The following is a 21,922-nucleotide window of genomic DNA, read 5'->3' on the forward strand; positions in this document are numbered from 1 at the left end:
CGGTCACTCCCATTCACGTCTGCGGCCACACCACGGCCAGCACCAGCAGTGCGAACTGCACTGCGGTCAGCAGGTACTGGCGCAGCAGCAGGCGGCGCATGCCGGACCAGCGCGCATCCCAGCCACGCAGTGGCGCATCGGGCGACGCGCGGCGCAGGCCACTGTCGTGCAGCAGCTGATCGATGCGGCGCGCGGCGGCTTCGCCCTCCAGGCCTTCATCGCGCAGCAGCTGCAGCAGGCTGGCATCCAGCCCCACCCGCCACGCGTGGTAGGCCTGTGCGATGCCCGCGGCAACACTGAGCAGCAACAGGCCGGCAGCGATCATCGCCAGCCCCGGCTCGGTGCCGAGCAGCAGCAGTGCCACCAGCAACATCCCCAGCGACAGCAGCGCCGGCCAACGCCCCTGGCGCAGCAGCAGCTGCATGGTCACCAGATCGGGAACCGTGCTCATGCGCGCGCTCCTGCCGCAGCAGTGATGGCATGCAGATGCGCCGCGTGCAGCACGATGCCGGGGCGTGCAGCCCGCACGATCGCCACTGCCGCGTTCGCATCGGCGGCACGACCACTGCGCAGCAGCCAGGTGGCGACGCTGGCGGCACTGCGCGAATAGCCCAGCGCGCAGCACGCCAGCAGCGGCCCCTGCACGCGCAGACGCTCGATGGCATCGGCCGCCTCGCGCAGCTGTTCCGGCGTGGGCACCACCAGGTCCAGCATCGGCACGCTGGCATACGCCGCGCCCGGCGCGCGGCAGGACAGTTCAGCACAGGTATCGACCACGCCGACCAGCGGTGTTGGCAACGCAGCACAGGGAATGCGTCCCAGCCACACGTCATCCATCACCGGCACCGGATGCGGCGCACGCCGCGTCCACAGCCGCGAATTGACCCAGGCTGCGCCCAGGTACGGCGCCAGCAGCCAGCGTGCCGCCATGGTCAGGCGACCATCGGCGCGCTTCTGGAACACCGCGGTACCCAGCCCGGCATAGGCCAGCGCCACCAGCAGCAGCGACACCACCGGCCACAGCAGCCACAACGCGGCGCCACGCAGAAGCACCACCGGCACCAGCAGTACAGCGGCCCCCAGCAGGTACACCCCTGCCAGGCGCCAGCGCTTGGCATCACGTGCCGTGCGCCATGCACGCAGCGGTGGCGTGCCCTGCTCCGGCCACAGCCAGACGCACAACCAGCCGGCCAGCAGGCCGGTCGGGATATCGATGAAATGATGCTGGAACGTGGTCAGCACCGATACGCCGATCAGCAGCGCCCACACATGCAGCACCCAGCGCCACACGCCGTGCAGGTACTGTGCGAACTTCACCCACAGCACGATCAGCAACACGATGTGCAGCGACGGTGCCTGGTTGAACGGCTTGTCGAAGCCTAGCAGCACATCGAACAGCCAGCCGAACACACCGCCGATCTGCGGACGCTCGAAGCTGAAGCGCAGCGGCCACAGCAGGAAGCAGCTCACGGCGATCAGCTGTGCGCTCAACAGCCGCAATGCGTGCCGGTCCAGCTCCAGCCGTTGCCGGCACAGGAAGAACGAGACCGCGTAGAACAGGTCGATCGACCAGTACGGCACGATCGTCCATGGCACGAACGGGATGCGGGTCTCCCAGCCGAACGCCATCACCGGCAGGGTAGCGTGGCGGCCGGCCATCCAGTTGGCGAAGCCATAACTGGCGAAGAAGAACGGACCCAGCAGGGCCAGCCACAACAGGGCGCGCCGCCAGGGGCGCCCCTCTGCGGCCAGTGGGGATGCGGCGAGCGTCGCCATCACGCGGTCCGGCGCGCCAGCGATACGGTGAAGATGCCGAAGTCGTCGATACGCTGCGCCACCTTCTCGAACCCGGCCAGGCGCACCAGTTCGTCCATCTCCTGCTGGGTACGGCGGCGCATCACCCACGCCGCGCCACCGCGGTGGCTGGTCAAGGCACGGGCAATGAATTCCAGCTGCGGGTGCCAGGGCTGGCCGGTATAGGCCAGGTAGCCACCCACCGGCACCGCTGCGGCAATGCCCTGCAGCGAGCGCAGCACGGCGTCGTTGTCGGGGAACAGTTCGTACAGGCCCGAGACTACCGCCAGCGTCGGCGCTGGATCGACCTTGGCCAGCTGTGCCGGGTCGAACGCATCACCCTGCTCGAAGCGCGCGATGTCGGCCGCGCCCAGGCGCTGGATCAACGCCTGGCCCTGGGTCACGTTCAGATCGCTGAAGTCGCGCAGCACGATGCGGTCGGCGCGCTGCTCGCCCTGGCCCAGTGCTTCCAGCACATAGCGGCCATGGCCGGCGGCCACGTCCAGCACCCGCACCGGCGTGCCCTGCCCGCGCAGGCGCTGTGCGGCGTCGCGCAGCAGTTCCTGCAGGTGCTGGCCACGCACGCGGATGCCACGCCAGCCGATCGCATCCAGGTAGTTGCGGTCGACCATCCGCCCCAATGGGCCCTTGCCGCGCGCCTCATTCCGGTAGATGTAGTCCAGCGTGCTACCGGAATCGAAACCGGTCTGCAGGCCCAGCGCGATGCCTTCGGACAGCGTGCCGCCGAAGCGCAGGCCGCCACGTACAACGCGCCAGCGCAGGTCGGCCAGGCTGTTGCGTTCCGGTGGCCAGGCCAGGATCTCCGACTCTTCGAAGGTCGGCCCATGGCGGTGCGCGTCGCGCCGTGACAGCTCGCGCAACGGTTCGGCGAAACGCGCCTGGATGAAGCTGCGGATGCGCGCCAGTGCCGGTGCCCGATCGCGCTCGCCCAGCGTGTCGTGGAAGAAGCCCGGCAGGTGCACCCGCTCCTTGATCGGGCTGGACAGGCGCTCATAGAAGCGATCCTGCGGGCCACGGTGCACCACGAAATCCGAGCCGGACACCAGCAGCTGCACCGGCACGCTGATCGCCTGCGCATCGGCCACGATGCGGTCGGCCGCTTCGTACAGGCCCAGCAGCACGCGCACCGAGATCGGCCGGGTGATCAGCGGATCGGTACGGTAGCTTTCCACCCGCGCCGGGTCATGGGTCAGCCACTGCGGCTTGACGTAGCTGTTGACGAAGAAGTTGCCGCGCAGCTTCTGCATCAAGGCCAGGCCCGGCCGCGCGAACGGCACGTACAGCTTCACCTTGAACGCCGGTGAAGCCATCACCAGCGCACGCAGGCGTGGCGCGTAATCGTGCACCCAGGTCGCGGCGACCACCGCCCCTACGCTCTGCGCGATCACCACGATGTCTTCCACCGCAATGCCGTGCTCGGCGCCGATGTGGGCGATGAAGCTGTCCAGGTCGCGCACCAGCGCCGGGAAGCCCGGTGCATCGCCACGCGCACCCGGCGAACGGCCATTGCCGCGCGCATCCCAGGCGAAGAAGGCGGTGTCGGACAGGTCCAGCTCATCGACCAGGTGGGTGACACGCCCGGAGTGCTCGTGGCCGCGGTGCAGCAGCACGATGGCCCGGGTGGCCGGGGTTGCGGTGGTGCCCGCCCAGTACCGGTAGAACAGCGGTACCTGGTCGAAGCTGTGGAATTCCCGTTCCTGCGCCTGACGCATGCAATCTCCTGATTGTCTTTCTGTATCTGCTTGATTAATTCGACGAAACCGCCGTTTCCCGCAGTCCGCGACGGACGCGGTTGATCATGGTCAGCATGCACAGCACCGCCATGGCCGCAGCCACGCCAGTGACCGTCATCGCGCCAACCCACTCAGACGCCAGCAGCAGACCCAGCACGCCGACGACGAAGGCGCGGTCACTCTTGCCCATCGGGCCGTCATAGCGGCGGCTGGCACCGACCATCAGCCCCAGCACCCCGGCGTACTCGCTCAGCGCCGCCGTCCAGGCCACCAGCCACAGCACTTCCGGGCGCACGCCCGGCACGCTGAGCAGGCTCAGGTACAGCGCCGCGTCGGCGATCACATCGCACAGCTCGTTCAGATAGGCGCCCAGCCGCGACTGCTGGCCGAACTCGCGGGCCAACATGCCGTCCACGGCGTTGAGCGCCATGCGCAGCAGCATCCACAGCGGCAGCAGCAGGTACAGCAGGGGCTGGGCCGGCGCGCAGCACCAGACGGCGGCAGCGACCAGCAGCGAGACCACGGCCGCGGTCACGGTCACCGCATTGGCGGTGATCCCCATGCGGTACAGACCGCGTACGGCCGGACGCAACAGGTCCTGAAAACGTCCTTTCAATGCATAGATCGACACGATCCGAACCCGCTGATCCTTGGCAGTTCCGGCACAGCCTACCCGATTGGAGCAGCGCGCCCCATCGAATTGCTTGCGGACCGCCCCCGGCCAGGCTGTGCTGAAGGCGGCCACAGGCCGTGGGTGCGGGTCGATTTTCCCCGCCGGCGCCCGCCACCGGCCCCCACCGCCTACAATATCGGCCCCGCTCCGCTGCCGATTCTGTCCCATGACTGCTGATCTGTTGCCCGTCCGCCGGGCCCTCCTCTCCGTTTCCGACAAGACCGGCCTGGTCGAGCTGGCCACTGCGCTGGCGGCACGCGGCGTGGAGCTGTTGTCCACCGGCGGCACCGCCAAGGCGATCCGCGATGCGGGCCTGGCCGTGAAGGACGTGGCCGAGGTCACCGGCTTCCCGGAAATGATGGACGGCCGGGTCAAGACCCTGCACCCGATGGTGCACGGCGGCCTGCTGGGCCGCTCCGGCCTGGATGACGCAGTGATGGCCGAGCACGGTATCGGTGCCATCGACCTGCTGGTGCTGAACCTGTACCCGTTCGAATCGGTCACCGCCCAGGCCGACTGCACCCTGGCCGACGCGGTCGAGAACATCGACATCGGCGGCCCGGCCATGCTGCGCTCGGCGGCCAAGAACTTCGCCCGCGTGGCGGTGGCCACCGATCCGTCGCAGTACGCCGAGCTGCTGGCCTCGCTGGAGGCCAACAACGGCCAGCTGACGGCAGCCACCCGCTTCGCATTCTCGGTGGCCGCGTTCAACCGCGTCGCCCAGTACGATGCGGCGATCAGCAACTACCTGTCGGCGGTCACCGCCACTGACGCCGCCGTGCCGGCCCGTGCCGAGTACCCGGCGCAGATGAACTCCACCTTCGTGAAGGTGATGGACCTGCGCTATGGCGAGAACCCGCACCAGAGCGGCGCGTTCTACCGCGACCTGTACCCGGTGCCGGGCACGCTGGCCACCTTCCAGCAGCTGCAGGGCAAGGAGCTGAGCTACAACAACCTGGCCGACGCCGATGCGGCGTGGGAATGCGTGCGCCAGTTCGATGCGCCGGCCTGCGTCATCGTCAAGCACGCCAACCCGTGCGGCGTGGCCGTCGGCGCCGGCAACGGCGATGCCTACGAGCTGGCCTACGCCACCGACCCGACCAGCGCCTTCGGCGGCATCATCGCCTTCAACAAGCCGCTGGATGCCGCCACCGCCAAGGTGATCCTCGACCGCCAGTTCGTCGAGGTGCTGATCGCCCCGGACTACGAGCCGGCCGCGCTGGAGTACGCGCAGAAGAAGGCCAACGTGCGCGTACTGCGCATCCCGCACGGCGACGGCCTGAACAACTTCGACAGCAAGCGCGTCGGCTCGGGCCTGCTGCTGCAGTCCTCGGACAACCGCGGCATGACCCGCGACGAACTGAAGGTGGTCAGCAGGCTGGCGCCGACCGACAAGCAGTTCACCGACCTGCTGTTCGCCTGGAACGTGGCCAAGTTCGTGAAGTCCAACGCGATCGTCTACGCCAAGGACAACCGCACCATCGGTGTCGGTGCCGGCCAGATGAGCCGCGTGTACTCGGCCCGCATCGCCGGCATCAAGGCCGCCGATGCGAACCTGGTGGTCGAGGGCTCGGTGATGGCCTCCGACGCTTTCTTCCCGTTCCGCGATGGCATCGATGCCGCTGCAGCCGCCGGCATCAAGGCGGTCATCCAGCCGGGCGGTTCGATGCGCGATGCCGAAGTGATCGCCGCCGCCGACGAACATGGGCTGGCCATGGTGTTCACCGGCGTGCGCCACTTCCGCCACTGATCCGCATCACCAAGCCGGGCCCTGCCCGGCTTTTCTCTTCCGTACCCGAGAACCCTGTCCCATGAAGATCCTCGTCATCGGCTCTGGCGGCCGCGAACACGCCCTGGCATGGAAGCTGGCCCAGTCCTCCCGTGTCACCGAAGTGATCGTGGCGCCCGGCAACGCCGGTACCGCCAGCGAAGACACGTGCCGCAACGTGGCAGTCAAGGTCACCGATATCGACGGCCTGCTGGCGCTGGCCCAGGCCGAAGGCGTAGCGCTGACCGTGGTCGGCCCGGAAGTACCGCTGGTGGCCGGCGTGGTCGACCGCTTCCGCGCCGCCGGCCTGCGCATCTTCGGGCCGACCGCCGCCGCCGCGCAGCTGGAAGGCAGCAAGGCCTACGCCAAGGACTTCCTGGCCCGCCACAACATCCCCACCGCGTACTACGCCGTGCACAGCGACGTGGACGCCGCGCTGGCGTATGTACGCGAGAAGGGCGCACCGATCGTGGTCAAAGCCGATGGCCTGGCCGCCGGCAAGGGCGTGATCGTGGCGATGAGCCTGACCGAGGCCGAGGACGCGGTGCGTGACATGCTGTCCGGCAACGCGTTTGGCGATGCCGGTGCGCGCGTGGTCATCGAGGAATTCCTCGACGGTGAGGAAGCCAGCTTCATTTCGATGGTGGACGGCGTGCATGCATTGCCGATGGCCACCTCGCAGGACCACAAGCGCGTCGGCGACGGCGACACCGGCCCGAATACCGGCGGCATGGGCGCCTATTCGCCGGCCCCGGTGGTGACGCCGGAGGTGCATGCACGGGTGATGCGCGAGGTGGTGAACCCCACCGTGCAGGGCATGATCGCCGACGGCATCCCGTTCACCGGTTTCCTCTACGCCGGCCTGATGATCGATGCCAGCGGCGCACCGAAGGTGATCGAATTCAACGTGCGCTTTGGCGACCCGGAAACCCAGCCAGTGATGCTGCGCCTGCAGTCGGACCTGGTCGAGCTGGTGGAAGCGGCTATCGATGGCCGCCTGGATGAGGTCGAAGCGCAGTGGGACGCGCGCCCGTCGCTGGGCGTGGTGCTGGCGGCCAGGCCGTACCCGGAAGCGCCGATCACCGGTGACGTGATTTCCGGCCTGGACGACGTGCCGGCCAGTGCCAAGGTGTTCCATGCCGGTACGGCATTGGATGCGCAGGGCCACGTGGTCAGTGCGGGCGGTCGCGTGCTGTGCGTGGCCGCACTGGGCGACAGCGTGCGCGACGCGCAGGCCAATGCCTATGCCGGCGTGGCCAAGGTGAGCTGGGCCAACGAGTTCCACCGCAACGACATTGGTTGGCGCGCGATCGCACGCGAGGGGTGAGGCACCCCCCCGCTTCCATGCATGGCGCGGATTGAATACCACAGTAAAGCAAAGGCCCGGCATTGCCGGGCCTTTGCTTTACAGGACTGCTTCGAGACCCTTCCGATCAATCAGGTTCAAAAGCTTCAGCGACGGCCCGCTCGGCTTCTTCCCGCCCTGTTCCCAGCTACGGACCGTCGAAACGCTGGTGTTGAGCACACCTGCGAACACCGGCTGGCTAAGTTCCAACGACGTGCGAAGTGCACGGATCTGGGCGCTGCTGTATTCGGGCACAGGCCCAAGACAAAGCGCCTCGTACATGCTCATGCGCCGCTTGTCGATGAAGCCGCTGGCGTAAAGGCCCGCCGCGCCTTCATGCACCGCATCGAGGATCGCACTCTTTGCACGTCCATGTTCAACCGTCTTTGTCATGGCAAATCTCCTGCAGTTCTCCGCAGATAACTGCCCTGTCCAACTGTTCAGGGCTCATTCTCAAGAACTCAGACGCATACAGCTGAAGGGCGTCCCGTTCCGCACCACTGATGGTCGCGCGCGCGTTCTTCTCGTAGCAGAAGAGAAAGAACCAGTAGCGCCCCACCCTAGTTGCGACAATAACGCGGGCGCTACCGCGCTTTCCGCGGCCCGGCAGCGCAACCCGCTTTTTGAGAAGGCCGCCCCCTATATCTGCATCAATCAGTCCTTGACGCATTTCCACCGCTGCGCGGCACAAGGCTCTATCGGTCAGTGAAGAACGTCGTGTACTGCGGTTGAAGCTTCGAGTGCGGAAGACACGTGACATGATCATACCGTGCCACCGAGTGGTACGGCGTGAAAATCAGCGTCCAGCGCATGCTCCGGTCGGCGCAGCTGCCGCCCTGGCGTCAGGATTGATCCACGCCATGCGTGGATGCGCTCCAGAAACAAAAAGGCCCGGCATCTCCGCCGGGCCTTTCTTCATTCCAACGCCACCCCGCTTACGCGGTGAACAGCGCCTTCATCTTCTTCAGCGCGTTCGCTTCAACCTGGCGGATGCGCTCGGCCGACACGCCGTACTCGTCGGCCAGTTCCTGCAGCGTCACCTTGCTGTCCGCGTCCAGCCAGCGGCGGCGGATGATGTCGCGCGAGCGGGCATCCAGTTCCGCCAGGCCTTCGCGCAGCAGCTGCATCTGGTTGTCTTCGCTGTCCTCGCGCTCGTAGGCCATCGACGGGTCTTCGTCATCGGCAACCAGGAACGCAGCCGGCGACGGCGGCGCGTGCTCGTTGTCCTCGTCGGTCGGCGCATCGAACCCGATATCGCGACCCGACAGGCGCGACTCCATTTCCATGACCTCGCGCTCGGACACGTTCAGGTCCTTGGCCACCGCGCTCACTTCCGCCGCGTTCATCCAGCCCAGGCGCGTCTTCGACTTGCGCAGGTTGAAGAACAGCTTGCGCTGCGCCTTGGTGGTGGCGACCTTCACGATGCGCCAGTTCTTCAGGATGAACTCGTGCATCTCTGCACGGATCCAGTGCACCGCGAAGGAGACCAGGCGCACGCCCATGTCCGGGTCGAAGCGCTTGACCGCCTTCATCAGGCCGATGTTGCCTTCCTGGATCAGGTCGCCCAGGGCAAGGCCGTAGCCGTTGTAGCCGCGGGCCACGTGCACCACGAAGCGCAGGTGCGAATGCACCAGCTCGCGGGCAGCGTCCAGATCGTTGCCGTCGCGGAAGCGACGGGCCAGGTCCTGTTCGTCATCGACCGACAGCACCGGGATCTGGTGCACGGCACCGATGTAGGCGTCCAGCGAACCGAGCGCACTGGGAATCGGGAGATTGTTTGCCACAAGGGCAGTAGAGGTGTTCTGGCTCATAGGCACCCATCTTAGCAGTCCGGGATTTGGACTGCTAAAGGAGGAAAAAGTTCCAGCATCCCATTGATGCAACACTGGTCCCAAACAGAGCCCTACCGTAGCGCGATTTGATGACAGTGGCGAGCATGCTTTTCGGGATTCACAATCCCTTGGAATTCAAGCAATTACCTGCCGTAAAGCGGCCGATTCCGGTCAAGCGGAGCTGAACGGGCCGTTCTGAAGGCCCATTCAGGCCCGGGAACGTTGCCCGGTGTTCAGGCCCAGCGGCCCGCCGGCCCTCAGAGTGCCGAGCGCGGCGGCAGCGACCAGTCGATCGGGGCCTGGCCGCGGCGCTGCAGGTACTCGTTGGCCATCGAGAAATGACGACAGCCGAGGAAGCCCCGATGGGCCGAAAGCGGCGACGGATGCGGCGACTTCAGCACGCGATGGCGGCGGGTGTCGATCACCTTGCCCTTCTGCTGCGCATAGGCGCCCCAGAGCATGAACACCAGCCCTTCGCGCTCGCGGTTGAGCACATCCACCACGTGGTCGGTGAAGCCTTCCCAGCCACGACCCTGGTGCGCACCGGCCTTGCCCTCTTCCACCGTCAGTACCGCATTGAGCAGCAGCACGCCACGCTGCGCCCACGGAATCAGGCAGCCGTGGTCCGGACGCGGGATACCGAGATCGCTCTCGATCTCCTTGTAGATGTTCAGCAGCGACGGCGGCACCGGCACGCCCGGCGGCACCGAGAAACTCAGGCCATGTGCCTGGCCGCGACCGTGGTACGGGTCCTGCCCGAGGATCACCACCTTCACCTGCTCGAACGGCGTGGCGTCGAACGCGGCGAAGATCTGCGGGCCGGGCGGGAACACCGCCGCGCCACTGGCCTTGCGCTGGCGCAGGAAGCTGGACAGCTCGCGCATCTGCGGCTGCAACAGGTAATCGCCGACATGCTGCTTCCAGCTCGGTTCCAGCTGGATCGTCGGGGTGTCGGCTACTTCATCCATCATCGCAACAGAGGTCCATCGTTCAATCGGGCCAGCCTCAGCTGGAACAGCACCTTGGTGACCAGCAGCCGTTCTTCGATCGGCTTGAGCACCAGGTCGTTGGCACCGGACTGCAGCAGCCCGGTCTGGTTGTGCGGGTTGCCATCGCCGGTCATCACCAGCACCGGCAGGCGGCGCTTGCCGTAGCCGAAATCCACGCGCACGCGCTGCACCACGTCGCGACCGCTCAGTTCGCCCTTCAGGGTGACGTCGGTCAGCACCAGGTCGATGCGGTGGCGACTGCGGCCCAGCGACTCGGCGGTGAGCAGGGTGAACGCTTCTTCGGCGCTGACCACGTGCAGCACGTTCAACTGCTGGCGTTCCAGCATGCGCTTGGTGGCCTCGGCCACCACGCGGCTGTCCTCGATATAGAGGATGGTGGCACCGGGGATGGTCTGCGGCTGCACGTAGCCGCGGATGAAGGTCGCCAGTGCTTCATGGCCGAGCGATTTGTCGAAATAGTCGGTGACGTACTCGGTGAAGCGGCGCTGCTCCAGGTGCTGCTGGGCATCGCCGGAGACCACGATCACCGGCACATAGGCCTGGCCGGCCGCTTCGCGCACCATCCGCGCCAGCGCCAGGCCGTCGCCATCGCGCAGGGTCAGCGAGGTCGTCACCAGGTCCACCGGCCCCTGTGCCAGCGCCTGCTGTGCGTCCTCGATGCTGTCGCAGCCGATCACCTCCACGCCCGGCAGGTCACGCTGCAGGACGTCGGCGATCAGCTTGCGCACCAGCTTCGAGCCATCGACCACCATCACCCGCGTCGCGGGCCCTTCAAGGTGTTTCAGCGCTTGCGGTTGCATGCCGGTCTCAGGTGTCGGTCGGGCGGGTCTGGCGGAGGAAGTGGCCGGTGACCAGCCAGGCGCCCAGCCAACCCAGCAGCAGCGTGCCGAGCAGGACCAGGCCGCCGTGCAGCAGGTCCAGGCCGTGCAGTACGAACGGGCTGCCGTAGCTGCGCGAGAGTTCGGCCAGCGGCATGCGCAGGGCGGCACCCGCAGCGCCGATCAGGGCCAGCGCCACCGCGCCGGCGCCCAGGCCGTACCACGCGCCCAGGTACAGGAACGGGCGGCGGATGAAGCCATCGCTGGCGCCGAGCAGCTGCAGCACGCCGATCTCTTCGCGGCGGGCCTGGATGTCCAGGCGCACCGTGTTGCCGACCACCAGCGCGGCACCTGCGCCGAGCAGGACCGACAGCACCTGCACCAGCCGCGCACCGAAGGCAAGCCAGGCATCCAGGCGCTGGCGCCACAGCGCATCGTGCTGCACCAGATCGGCCTCGGGCAGGCTTTCCAGCGCGCGCGCCAGGCGTGCGTCGTCCTTGCCCTGGCCGGGAGTGATCACCAGCAGCGAAGGCAGCGGATTGTCGTTGAGTGCGTCGATCGCCTCACCCAGGCCGGCATCGCGCAGTTCCTGCAGTCCCTGCTCGGGCGTGCGCACGTTCACTTCGGCCACGTCGTCGCGGTCGCGCAGCTGGCCGGCCAGGCGCAGCGCGCCGGGTGCATCGACGTTGCCCTTCAGGAACACGTTGATGTCGCGCGACTGCTGCACGCTGCCGGCGAACTGCTTGAGGTTGTCCAGCGCGATCGACAGGCCCAGCGGCAGCGCCAGCGCCAGCGCCATGACCATCACCGTCAGCAGGGTCGCCCATGGCTTGCGGCAGGCGCGGCCCAGGCTGAACACCACGCTGTGCACGTGGTGCTGGAACCAGACGCCCACGCGCGAGGGGGCGGCGGCTTCGCTGTTTTCGTTCTTCGCCATCGGTTACTCCGCCAGGTCCTGCGGCGAGATGTCATCCACCAGCCGGCCATGGTCGAGGATCAGCACGCGCTTGCGCATGCGGCGCAGCAGCGGCAGGTCGTGGCTGACCACCAGCACGCTGGTGCCGCGCGAGGGCAGCTCGGCGAACAGGGCCATGATCTCCGCCGCCAGGGTCGGGTCGAGGTTGCCGGTCGGCTCATCGGCCACCAGCAGCTTGGGCTCGCCGACGATGGCGCGGGCGATGCCCACGCGCTGCTGCTCGCCGGCCGACAGCTGCGAGGGCAGCGCCTTCTCGCGATGGCCCAGGCCCATCCGCTCCAGCACCGAGCGCACGCGCTTGCTGATGTCGCCACGGCGGGTGCCGCGCAGGATCAGCGGCAGCGCCACGTTCTCGGCAATCGAGCGGTCCATCAGCAGCCGGTGGTCCTGGTAGACCGCGCCCACCGCGCGTCGGTGGCGGGGCACGTCGCCGCCGCGCACCTTCAGCAGGTTGCGCTCGTCGAACACCACCGCGCCGCGGCTGGGCCGCTCGTCGAGGTGGATCAACTTGAGCAGGGTGCTCTTGCCCGCACCGGAATGGCCGGTGACGAACAGCATCTCGCCCGGCGCGACCTCGAAGCTGACATCGATCAGCGCCTCGTGGCCACCGGCGTACTGTTTGCTGACATTGTCGAAGCGCAGGACACTCATGCCCCGATTATGCAGGAGCGGCGCGACCTCGTGGAGACGGTGGCGCCGATCGGTAGTGCCGGCCGCTGGCCGGCAGCCATGTGGGTTGCCGGCAGCGGCCGGCACTACCGTTCAAAGCCACCCGACCAGCGGTCGGGGGCTTCCCGCTGATCGGCAGCGCCGATCAGCTGCCCGACAGCATCCGGCGGATCTTGCGGCCGATGCGGGTCAGGAACGAATCGCCGCTGTCGGCCGCCGTGCGCACCGGCTTGGCCACCACCTGCACCGGGGTCACCGGGCTGGCGCCGTTGCCGGCGTTGGCCTGCACGCCCTCGCCACCCTCGACCGGACGGCCGTGGCGACGACGACGGCGCTTGCGCGGCTTGCGCTCGCCATCCACGGCACCTTCCGGCGCGCCCTCGGCGCGGGGCGGGCGCGGCGGACGCGGAGCCTGGGCGACAGCGGCTTCAGCACCTTCGGCCGGGGCAGCTGCAACCTGCTCGCCTTCCACGCGCGGCTTGCGCGGGCCACGCGAACGGCGCTCGCCGCTGCGCTCACCGTCGCGACGCTCGCCACGGCCACCGCCGGAGCGGCCCCCACTGCGACCACCACCACGGCGCTCTTCTTCAGCGGCGCGGGCTTCGCGCGCTTCACGGAAGATCTGGCCGACGCTCTCGTTCTCCTCACCTTCCTCGCCAGCAGCCGGGGCCGGGCGTTCCGGGCGCGGCAGCGGCGTCAACAGTTCCTTGGTGACCGGCTCGGACGGGATCTTCTGCTCGATGTAGGCCTCGATGTCCGGCAGGCCCATCGCGTAGCGTTCGCAGGCGAAGCTGATCGCATCACCCTCTTCGCCCAGGCGCGCGGTACGACCGATGCGGTGCACGTAGTCTTCGGCGTCGAACGGCAGGTCGTAGTTGTAGACGTACTTGATGCCGTCGATGTGCAGGCCACGCGCGGCCACGTCGGTGGCCACCAGGATTTCCAGCTGGCCCTTCTGGAAGCGGTTGAGCAGGCTCTCACGCTTCTTCTGCGGCACGTCGCCGGACAGCACGCCGACGCGGTAGCCGGCCTTTTCCAGCGAGCGGGCGACGCGCTCGACGAACACCTTGGTATTGACGAACACCATGGTGCGCGCGCCTTCACTGCGCGACAGCAGGCCCAGCAGCAGCGGGATCTTCTCGTCGTCGGCCGGGAAATAGATGCGCTGGCGCACGCGCGCAGCGGTGATGGTCTCGGCTTCGACCACCAGCTTCTGCGGCTCGTTCATGTGCTCGTAGGCCAGCTCCAGCACGCGATGGCTGAGGGTGGCACTGAACAGCAGGGTCTGGCGGATGGTGCGTTCCGGCATGCGGCGCAGCAGGAAGCGGATGTCCTTGATGAAACCCAGATCGAACATGCGATCGGCTTCGTCCAGCACGCAGATCTCGCAGGCATGCAGCGAAACCACCTTGTGCTGCTTGACGTAGTCGATCAGGCGGCCCGGGGTGGCGATGATCACGTCCACGCCCTGCTGCAGCAGCTCACGCTGCTTGTCGTAATCCACGCCACCGTAGACCAGCGCGAAACGCAGGCCCAGGTCGGAACCGAACTTCACCGCATCCTTGTGGATCTGGATGGCCAGTTCGCGGGTCGGGGCAAGGATCAGCGCACGCGGATCCTCCGGCTTGCGGTCGGCCAGCGCCGGGCGGGTCAGCAGGCGGTTCACGACAGCGACCAGGAAGGCCAGGGTCTTGCCGGTGCCGGTCTGGGCCTGGCCGGCAACATCACCGCCGGGCAGCGCGACCGGCAGGGTCAGCGCCTGGATCGGGGTGCAGCGGGTGAATCCGGCTCCTTCAAGGCCGGCCTGCAGGGCCGGATGCAGCTCGAAGGAGGAGAAGGTCAAATCGGTCAGCGGTTTGTCGCTCATGAGTCCGTCTTGGTATGGCCGCCGGCCCGTGGGGCGGCTGGCACTTCATCGTCTAGGGGCACCGTCGCAAACTGCGGCCCCTGCGGCGGGTTGGCAGGCTGGGACCACCGGTCCGCGCGCCGCACAATGCCCCAGTTTACCGCACTCGGGCAGGCAAACCGGAATGCGGCGTCTCATGGCATCCAGAGACGCCACCTTCACCCAGCCACACCGGACTTGAACGGCCTGCCCGGGTTCGCTGGTGTCGCCCACTGCCAGCCCCATGTACAGGAAGACAGTGAAATCCGACACATACCGGCCATCGAAGCGATCACGATACGCTGGGTTCCAACCGGCGCCTGTCCCTGCCCTGCGATAGGGGTACACTGCCGGCCGTGAGCGTCCAGGCATCCCGCCGAACGCACCGCGGCAGTGCGCCGCGAGGCAACGACGAGGGTCGCGCCACCGGGCATGGCCCAGTTCACCCACCTCCGGCATGGCCGGGTGCAATCCAAGACGAGAAACCAAGATGAGCGACAAGGTTGTACATGTCGGCGACGCCGACTTCGATAGCGCAGTGCTGAATTCCAAGGAACCGGTGCTGGTCGATTTCTGGGCCGAGTGGTGTGGCCCCTGCAAGATGATCGCCCCGGCGCTGGACGAACTGGCCGATGCCTACCAGGGCCGCGCCAAGATCGCCAAGGTCAACGTCGACCACAACCGCGCACTGGCCGCCAAGTACCACGTGCGTTCGATTCCGTACCTGGTCGTGTTCAAGGACGGCGAGAAGGTCGGCGAGCAGATCGGTGCGGTGGGCAAGGCCCAGCTGGCCGGCCTGCTGGACAAGGCCCTGGCCTGATCCTGCTGTTCCCGGCAGCCGCCGCCCGCGGCTGCCGGCGGGCGCCCCGCGTCCATCATGAATGCTGTTCCCGGCGACCCTTGCATGCCGCCGCAGGCCGATGATAGTGTCGGCATATCCGGCCGCGCTCGCGTGCCGCACCCTCTGGACGCAGTTTCTTCCAGACCCATTCCCAACGTTCGCCGCCCCAGCCGGGCGCTCGCACCTTCAAGCGAGGAATAACGCTCTTGTCCGATAACACTTCCGAAACCGGCAGCGCCGATGCGCCCGCCGAAAAGCGCGTGCGCAAGCCCCGCGTGAGCAAGGCCGCCGCCCCGGCAGCCGCCGAAACCAGTGCCGCTCCGGCGCAACCGACCCTGCCGCTGGCAGCCGCGCCCGAAGCGCCGGCACCGGCTGCAGCCGCCCCCGCGCCGAGCGCGCCTGCCACTGAAGCCCCCGCCTCCGGCGGCGGTGAGGGTGGCGAAGGCCGCGAATCCGGACAGCGCCAGCAGAACCACCAGGGCGGTGGGCAGCACCAGGGCCAGGGTCAGAACAACAACCCCTACAACCAGAACGGCCAGCAGGGCCAGGGCAATCGCCGCGACCGTTTCCGCAACCGTCGCGACCGCGACCGCAACCGCGGTGGCCGCGATGACGGCATGCCGCAGGACGGCGGCGAGCAGCAGCCCTTCGTGCCGCGCCCGCACGCCAACGTGCCCGAGGGCTTCCCGGTCTACTCGCTGAGCGACCTCAAGCGCATGCCGGCACAGAAGCTGCTGGAGATCGCCGAGCAGCTGCAGATCTCCGAAGGCGTGGCCCGTGCCCGCAAGCAGGACGTGATCTTCGCCCTGCTGAAGGTGCTGACCCGCCACGGCGACGGCGTTGCCGCCGATGGCGTGCTGGAAATCCTGCCGGACGGCTTCGGCTTCCTGCGCGCGGCCGAAGCCAGCTACCTGGCCGGCCCGGACGACACCTACATCTCGCCCAGCCAGATCCGCCGCTTCAACCTGCGCACCGGCGACCACATCTCCGGCCGCATCCGCTTCCCGAAGGACGGCGAGCGCTACTTCGCGCTGAACATCGTCGACACCATCAACGGTGAGCCGATCGAAGCGTCGAAGAACAAGGTGCTGTTCGAGAACCTGACCGCGCTGTTCCCGCGCCGCCGCTTCACCCTGGAGCGTGGCAACGGTTCGTCGGAAGACATTACCGGCCGCATCCTCGATCTGATGGCGCCGCAGGGCAAGGGCCAGCGCTCGCTCATCGTGTCCCAGCCGAAGGCCGGCAAGACGATGATGATGCAGCAGGTCGCCACTGCCATCACCACCAACCATCCGGACGTGCACCTGATCGTGCTGCTGATCGACGAACGCCCGGAAGAAGTGACCGAAATGCAGCGCACCGTGCGCGGCGAGGTCATCAGCTCGACCTTCGACGAGCCGGCCGCGCGCCACGTGCAGGTGGCCGAAATGGTCATCGAGCGCGCCAAGCGCCTGGTCGAGCACAAGAAGGACGTGGTGATCCTGCTCGACTCGATCACCCGCCTGGCCCGCGCCTACAACAACGTGGTGCCGAGCTCGGGCAAGGTGCTGACCGGTGGCGTGGACGCCAATGCCCTGCACCGCCCGAAGCGCTTCTTCGGTGCCGCGCGCAACGTGGAGGAAGGCGGCAGCCTGACCATCATCGCCACCGCGCTGGTCGACACCGGCTCGAAGATGGACGAGGTGATCTACGAAGAGTTCAAGGGCACCGGCAACAGCGAAGTGCACCTGAGCCGCCGCATTGCTGAAAAGCGCGTGTTCCCGGCCATCGACATCAACCGTTCCGGCACCCGCCGCGAGGACCTGCTGATCGAGCCGGAACTGCTGCAGAAGATCTGGATCCTGCGCAAGCTGCTGCATCCGATGGATGAAATGGCCGCGATGGAGTTCCTGCTCGACAAGATGAAGAACACCAAGTCCAACGACGAGTTCTTCGGTTCGATGAAGCGCTGATCCAGGCATTGCATCGAAAGGAACCTGCCGCTCGCTGCGGCAGGTTTTTTTTTTGCCTGCAGGGCGACCCACTTCACTTTGCCGCCGCCGACTTTTGGCGATAATCCGCCCGATACCCTGCCCGGCCCTGCGGGCGTGGCCACCGATTCCGCTGTCGCCCCTTCCGGAGAACCGGTCGGGTCCAGCCTCCTGCCGGATCCGTCGACGCATGCGAACGCTGTCTCCCCGCCTCAACCTGGGCAAGCTGATCCTCGCCCTGGCCCTGCTCAGCGCCATCATCGCCCTGGCCAATACCCTGCTGGCCAGCTACCGCGTGCAGCGCGACCAGCTGGTCGGCAATACCCTGGAAGCCAACCGCGTCTATGCCACCAAGCTGGCCGAGACCACCCAGAACTTCCTGCTGGCCGCACAGCAGGAGCTGGCCTACGCCGCCACCCGGCTCGGCCAGAGTGACCTCGATCCGGCACAGGCGCAGGACGAGGCCAGCCGCCTGCAGCTGCAGACCAACAGCTTCAATTCCTCGCTGGTGGTGGACGCCGACGGCCTGGTGATCGCCACCTCGCCGCAGACCCTGCAGCTGCAGGGCGAGATCCTGCACAGCGTCGGCAACAATGCCGCATTGGCTGCACGCCAGCCGATGATCAGCGACCCGTACCAGTCGACCACAGGCAAGCTGCTGGTCTCGCTGTCGCACCCGATCTTCGACCGCCAGGGCCACTATCGCGGCTACGTCAGCGGCACCCTGTACCTGCGCCAGCGCAGCGCGCTGCATACGCTGCTGGGCAAGCACTACTACCGCGACGGCTCCTACCTGTACGTGGTCGACCGCCATGGCCGCCTGCTGTACCACGCCGACGGCAAGCGGGTCGGCGACTACGTGGTCGGCAACCCGGCGGTGAAGGCGGTGGTGCGCGGTGAGCGCGGCGCGCAGCAGGTCCGTAACAACCTGGGCGTGTCGATGCTGGCCGGTTACGCGCCGGTACCGGCCACTGGTTGGGGCATCATCGCCCAGCGGCCGACCGAGGCCACATTGCAGCCGTTGTCACGGTTGATGACCGCGGTGATCTGGAACGCGATCCCGCTCGGCCTGCTGTCACTGCTGATCACCTGGTGGTTCGCCCGGCGCATCTCGATGCCGCTGTGGCAGCTGGCGCGCAACGTGCAGGGTGGCGAGGACACCGGCAGCGCGATCAACCACGTCAGCGGCATCCGCGCATGGTACTTCGAGGTTGCCCAGCTCAAGCAGGCGGTCCTGCACAGCTTCAACGCCCTGCAGGACCGCATTGGCACACTCAACCGCGCCAACCGTACCGATCCGCTGACCGGCCTGCTCAATCGCCGCGGCCTGCAGCAGGCGCTGGATGCGCTGCAGGTGCAGGGCATTCCGTTCGCGATCCTGGCGCTGGACATCGATCGCTTCAAATCGATCAACGACAGCCACGGCCATGACGTCGGTGACGCCGCCATCGTCCATATCGCCGACCAGATGCGCCGCTACTCGCGCGACAGCGACATCCTCTGCCGTGCCGGTGGCGAGGAATTCCTGCTGCTGCTGCCGGGCATCAGTACCGACTCGGCGCGCCAGGCCGGCGAGCGGCTGCGCCAGCACATCGCCGATCATCCGTTCGAGCCGGTCGGCACCATCACCGTGTCGCTGGGCGTGGCCCACTTCCCCAGCTTCCATGTCGATGCCGAGCAGGCGCTGCGGCTGGCCGACAAGGCCCTGTACATGGCCAAGGAACAGGGCCGCAACCGCGTGGTGGTCTACCCGTACGCGGACTGAAAAGCGGCCGGCCTGGCCGACCGCTCCATCGCACCGGGCTCAGCGCTGCGCCAGCGGCGTCAGCAGGCGCAGGCCGCGCTGGGTGCCATCGACCATGTACACGCCGCCGGCCGGCAGCAGATCACTTCCCGCCTGTCCGGCGCCATCCGGCGTGCGCCAGGGTGCGGCCTGGCGCGGGCCGGGGATGAAGGCACGCCAGCGGCCGTAGCGTTCCGGCTGGCCGTTGTCGCTGTTGTTCAGGGCGAAAGTGACCGGCACGCGCACGGTCCATGAATCCCGCGTGCTGTCCTCGCCGGTGGTCGGCGGCGAGAAGGTCCACTTGCGGGCCGCACTGATACTGGCCTTGGCGAAGATGTCGCGCATCCTGGCCATGGTCCGTTCCGGTGCGACCACGGTCATGTTCACCTGCTCGGCAATGACATCGGCCACGGTGCCGTCGCGTGCGACCTTGACCAGCAGCAGTACGTCACCCTGCCCGCCATTGCGGAAGGCCTCTTCGGGGTAGCGCGGCGGCGGCATGCGCTTCTGGGTGATCGAATCGGTAGCCTTCGGATCATATTCACTGAAGTCGACGCTGGTCATGCTGATCTGGTAGTTGCCGTCTTCCTGCTCCTTGCCACGCAGGCGTACGCGCAGCGGCGCGTGGACGGCCACCGGCGTACCATCACGCAGCGTCGGTTCGAACTGCCAACCGCGGATGGCGCCTTCCACGAACGACACGATGCCGGGTGCGAGCATGGCACGCTGGTCCAGGACCAGCGTGCTGACCGAACCATCGGCCGCCACGTCGATACTGCCCGACAGCACCATGCTCATCTCGGCAGTGGCGCGCACGGCGCGCGCGTTCTGGGCCACGGCATCGGCCGGCAGCAGGGGAGCACCGGCGGCGAACGCCAGGGCCAGCGCAAGGAACAGGGGGGAACGCATCATTGCCGGATCCATGGTGATGAGGTGAACCCCGAGCGTACCGCAGTCCGAGCGGGACCGGCAGGCAGTCCACGCCACGCCGTTCAGGCCAGGCGATGGACCGCCGCATAGGGCGGGGTATCCGGATAATCACCGCTGGCGAAGCGCGCCTGCAGGCCCTGCCACCACGCGGGATCAAACAGGTGCCGGTAATGTTCGCGCACCGCCGCCAGCTCGCCCGCCGGCAGGCCCATGAACGGGCCGAAGCGCTCTGGAAACACGTCGCGTGGCCCGACGTGGAACCAGGGTTCGTCGGCCATGGCTTCCTCCGGCGTGCGCGGCTGCGGCCAGGCGCGGAAGACGCAGTCGCTGACCAGGCACAGCTCGTCATAGTCGTAGAAGACTGCCCGGCCATGCCGCGATACGCCGAAGTTCTTCGGCAACATGTCGCCGGGGAAGATGTTGTTGCGCGCCATGTCGGTGATCGCCTGCGCGTAGTCGAGTACCGCCGCACGCACCGCATCGCCGCCCTGCTCGCGCAGGTACAGGTTCAATGGACGGAAGCGACGCTGCACGTAGCACAGTGCGACTTCCACCTGATCGCCATCGACGCGCACGCTCTGCGCGCACTGCGCAAGCAGCTCCTGCAGCAAGGCCGGTGCGAAGCGGTCGCGCGGGAAACGCAGATGGCGGTACGGCTGCGCATCAAGCAGGCGACCGACACGGTCGAGGTTGAACACCAGCGCATACTTCTCTTCCACCTGCTGCCGCGACATCGACTTCGGCCACGCGAAGCGGTCGCGGATCAGCTTGAACACCAGCGGATAGCTGGGCAGGGTGAACACCGCCATGACCATGCCCGGCGTGCCTTCGGCATGCACCAGCCGCTCCTGCGGATGTTCGTTGAAGTGGCGGAAGAAGGTACGGTAGCGCTCGGTCTTGCCCTGCTTGGCGCGGCCCAGCACCGTATAGATCTCATCGATGGGCTTGCCCGGCAACAGGCTGCGCAGGAACACCACCGCATCGCCCACCGTGGCAAGGTCGGCCTGGAAATAGCTGCGCGACACGCCGAACAGATGGGCGACATCGCGACGCCGGGTCAGCACCGCATCTGCACGCAGGCCCTGCCCATCGTTGACCAGGGCGATCACGCACGGTGAGAAGCGGTGTTCGCCGAACACGCGACCCACCAGGTAGGCGCGGCGCTCCCGGTAGAACACGGTGTCGAGCAGCTCGATGCTGCGCACCGGCGTATCACCCCAGTGGGCCAGATCATCCTGCAGGCGCACAGCGATGGCCGCCGCGCAGCGCAGCTGGTGCGCATACGGAATGTCGAAGCGGTAATCGGCCAGCACGCGCTGGAGAGCCTCCACCGGCCGCGTCGGCGAGACCGCATAGGTATGCCGTGCGACCGGGTGGGTGATCGCATCGGACGGCTCGACATCGAAGGCGATGAACTCCAGCGCCGGGTCCACGCCGCGGGTGGAGAACAAGCGCCGCGACAGCGTGTTGTAGAAGGTCTTGTACAGCTCGGCGTCGATCAGCCCCCGCAGCAGTGCGCTATAGCGCGCATGCACCTGCAGCCACAGCGCGCGTTCCCCGATCGCTTCGCCGGCGAGGCGCCGCAGCGCATCCATCTGTTCGGCGATGCACAGGTCGTACAACGCGATGCGCTCGACTGCATCCCGGCGCGCGCCCACCCAGTCGCGCTGCTCGAAACGCTGCCGCGCACGGGCGGTGATCGCCGCAAAGCGGGCGTGATACTGCTCGAAGCCGGCGTGAATGGCGCCGGCGATGCGCGACGCCAAGTCGGCAACGGTGTCAGGCTCGGACATGCAGGGCTCACCCGGGAGGACCTGCCTCACCATACGCTGGCGTGGGGTGGCTTGTGTAGGGCCACTGCATGCCGCGACAAA

At 67.5% G+C, this 21,922-nt stretch carries 19 protein-coding genes; 5 read left to right on the top strand and 14 right to left on the bottom strand.

Going from position 1 to position 21,922, the window contains the following annotated elements:
- Positions 1-13: 13 nt before the first annotated feature.
- The 4 genes from AC5P5W_RS08785 to AC5P5W_RS08800 are packed head-to-tail and all read right to left on the bottom strand — an operon-like array spanning position 14 to position 4,179.
- Complete coding sequence (locus tag AC5P5W_RS08785; RefSeq protein ID WP_075076466.1) at positions 14-451, bottom strand: hypothetical protein; 438 nt, start codon at positions 449-451, stop codon at positions 14-16.
- Positions 448-1,752, bottom strand: coding sequence for a dual specificity protein phosphatase family protein (locus tag AC5P5W_RS08790; RefSeq protein WP_197574725.1), 1,305 nt, complete (start codon positions 1,750-1,752; stop codon positions 448-450). The genes AC5P5W_RS08785 and AC5P5W_RS08790 overlap by 4 nt, the downstream gene beginning before the upstream one ends.
- A 23-nt stretch (positions 1,753-1,775) precedes the next feature.
- Positions 1,776-3,527 (bottom strand): alpha/beta fold hydrolase, encoded by a 1,752-nt coding sequence (locus tag AC5P5W_RS08795; RefSeq protein WP_197574723.1) that lies wholly within the window; start codon positions 3,525-3,527, stop codon positions 1,776-1,778.
- Between the two features lie 34 nt (positions 3,528-3,561).
- Positions 3,562-4,179, bottom strand: coding sequence for a CDP-alcohol phosphatidyltransferase family protein (locus AC5P5W_RS08800; RefSeq protein WP_134966495.1), 618 nt, complete (start codon positions 4,177-4,179; stop codon positions 3,562-3,564).
- A 208-nt stretch (positions 4,180-4,387) separates the two neighbouring features.
- On the opposite strand from AC5P5W_RS08800, the gene purH reads away from it, so the two are divergent.
- The gene (gene purH / locus AC5P5W_RS08805) at positions 4,388-5,971 is read left to right on the top strand and encodes a bifunctional phosphoribosylaminoimidazolecarboxamide formyltransferase/IMP cyclohydrolase (protein WP_046429857.1); all 1,584 of its coding nucleotides are present in this window, start codon (positions 4,388-4,390) and stop codon (positions 5,969-5,971) included.
- A 61-nt stretch (positions 5,972-6,032) separates the two neighbouring features.
- Positions 6,033-7,316, top strand: a complete 1,284-nt coding sequence (purD, locus tag AC5P5W_RS08810) for a phosphoribosylamine--glycine ligase (protein ID WP_126411429.1) — start codon at positions 6,033-6,035, stop codon at positions 7,314-7,316.
- 78 nt (positions 7,317-7,394) lie between these two features.
- On the opposite strand, the gene AC5P5W_RS08815 is transcribed toward purD, so the two are convergent.
- The 8 genes from AC5P5W_RS08815 to rhlB all read right to left on the bottom strand — a co-directional run bounded on the left by AC5P5W_RS08815 (position 7,395) and on the right by rhlB (position 14,506).
- Positions 7,395-7,727: a helix-turn-helix domain-containing protein gene (locus tag AC5P5W_RS08815; protein WP_169411602.1), complete on the bottom strand. Its 333-nt coding sequence runs from the start codon at positions 7,725-7,727 to the stop codon at positions 7,395-7,397.
- Entirely contained in the window at positions 7,711-8,094 is a 384-nt protein-coding gene (locus tag AC5P5W_RS08820; RefSeq protein WP_495221045.1) for a type II toxin-antitoxin system RelE/ParE family toxin, read from the bottom strand. The genes AC5P5W_RS08815 and AC5P5W_RS08820 overlap by 17 nt, the downstream gene beginning before the upstream one ends.
- Before the next feature lie 175 nt (positions 8,095-8,269).
- The gene (rpoH, locus tag AC5P5W_RS08825; protein ID WP_005411269.1) at positions 8,270-9,145 is read right to left on the bottom strand and encodes an RNA polymerase sigma factor RpoH; all 876 of its coding nucleotides are present in this window, start codon (positions 9,143-9,145) and stop codon (positions 8,270-8,272) included.
- A 278-nt stretch (positions 9,146-9,423) separates the two neighbouring features.
- A complete protein-coding gene (gene ung, locus AC5P5W_RS08830) occupies positions 9,424-10,137 on the bottom strand; it encodes a uracil-DNA glycosylase (RefSeq protein WP_005419723.1) in 714 nt (237 codons plus the stop codon).
- Positions 10,134-10,976, bottom strand: a complete 843-nt coding sequence (locus AC5P5W_RS08835; RefSeq protein ID WP_019660837.1) for a response regulator — start codon at positions 10,974-10,976, stop codon at positions 10,134-10,136. The genes ung and AC5P5W_RS08835 overlap by 4 nt, the downstream gene beginning before the upstream one ends.
- Positions 10,977-10,983: 7 nt before the next feature.
- Entirely contained in the window at positions 10,984-11,931 is a 948-nt protein-coding gene (gene ftsX, locus AC5P5W_RS08840; RefSeq protein WP_032961674.1) for a permease-like cell division protein FtsX, read from the bottom strand.
- A 3-nt stretch (positions 11,932-11,934) separates the two neighbouring features.
- Entirely contained in the window at positions 11,935-12,621 is a 687-nt protein-coding gene (ftsE, locus tag AC5P5W_RS08845; RefSeq protein ID WP_014648630.1) for a cell division ATP-binding protein FtsE, read from the bottom strand.
- 163 nt (positions 12,622-12,784) lie between these two features.
- The gene (gene rhlB, locus AC5P5W_RS08850; RefSeq protein WP_049439326.1) at positions 12,785-14,506 is read right to left on the bottom strand and encodes an ATP-dependent RNA helicase RhlB; all 1,722 of its coding nucleotides are present in this window, start codon (positions 14,504-14,506) and stop codon (positions 12,785-12,787) included.
- A 508-nt stretch (positions 14,507-15,014) separates the two neighbouring features.
- Between rhlB and trxA the strand changes: the two genes are divergently transcribed.
- The 3 genes from trxA to AC5P5W_RS08865 all read left to right on the top strand — a co-directional run bounded on the left by trxA (position 15,015) and on the right by AC5P5W_RS08865 (position 19,100).
- Positions 15,015-15,344 carry a thioredoxin gene (gene trxA, locus AC5P5W_RS08855; protein ID WP_005411275.1) on the top strand — a complete coding sequence of 110 codons (330 nt, stop codon included), beginning with the start codon at positions 15,015-15,017 and terminating at the stop codon, positions 15,342-15,344.
- Between the two features lie 227 nt (positions 15,345-15,571).
- On the top strand, positions 15,572-17,317 hold the full coding sequence (rho, locus tag AC5P5W_RS08860; protein ID WP_046429862.1) for a transcription termination factor Rho: 1,746 nt from the start codon (positions 15,572-15,574) through the stop codon (positions 17,315-17,317).
- A gap of 208 nt (positions 17,318-17,525) precedes the next feature.
- The gene (locus AC5P5W_RS08865; protein WP_032961682.1) at positions 17,526-19,100 is read left to right on the top strand and encodes a sensor domain-containing diguanylate cyclase; all 1,575 of its coding nucleotides are present in this window, start codon (positions 17,526-17,528) and stop codon (positions 19,098-19,100) included.
- A gap of 39 nt (positions 19,101-19,139) precedes the next feature.
- Here the strand turns inward: AC5P5W_RS08865 and AC5P5W_RS08870 are convergent, their stop codons facing one another.
- The gene (locus AC5P5W_RS08870) at positions 19,140-20,030 is read right to left on the bottom strand and encodes an energy transducer TonB (RefSeq protein ID WP_111205608.1); all 891 of its coding nucleotides are present in this window, start codon (positions 20,028-20,030) and stop codon (positions 19,140-19,142) included.
- A gap of 80 nt (positions 20,031-20,110) precedes the next feature.
- Entirely contained in the window at positions 20,111-21,841 is a 1,731-nt protein-coding gene (aceK, locus tag AC5P5W_RS08875; RefSeq protein WP_049439331.1) for a bifunctional isocitrate dehydrogenase kinase/phosphatase, read from the bottom strand.
- Positions 21,842-21,922 lie beyond the last annotated feature (81 nt).

Source organism: Stenotrophomonas sp. YJH_SMC_123 (assembly GCF_059368215.1).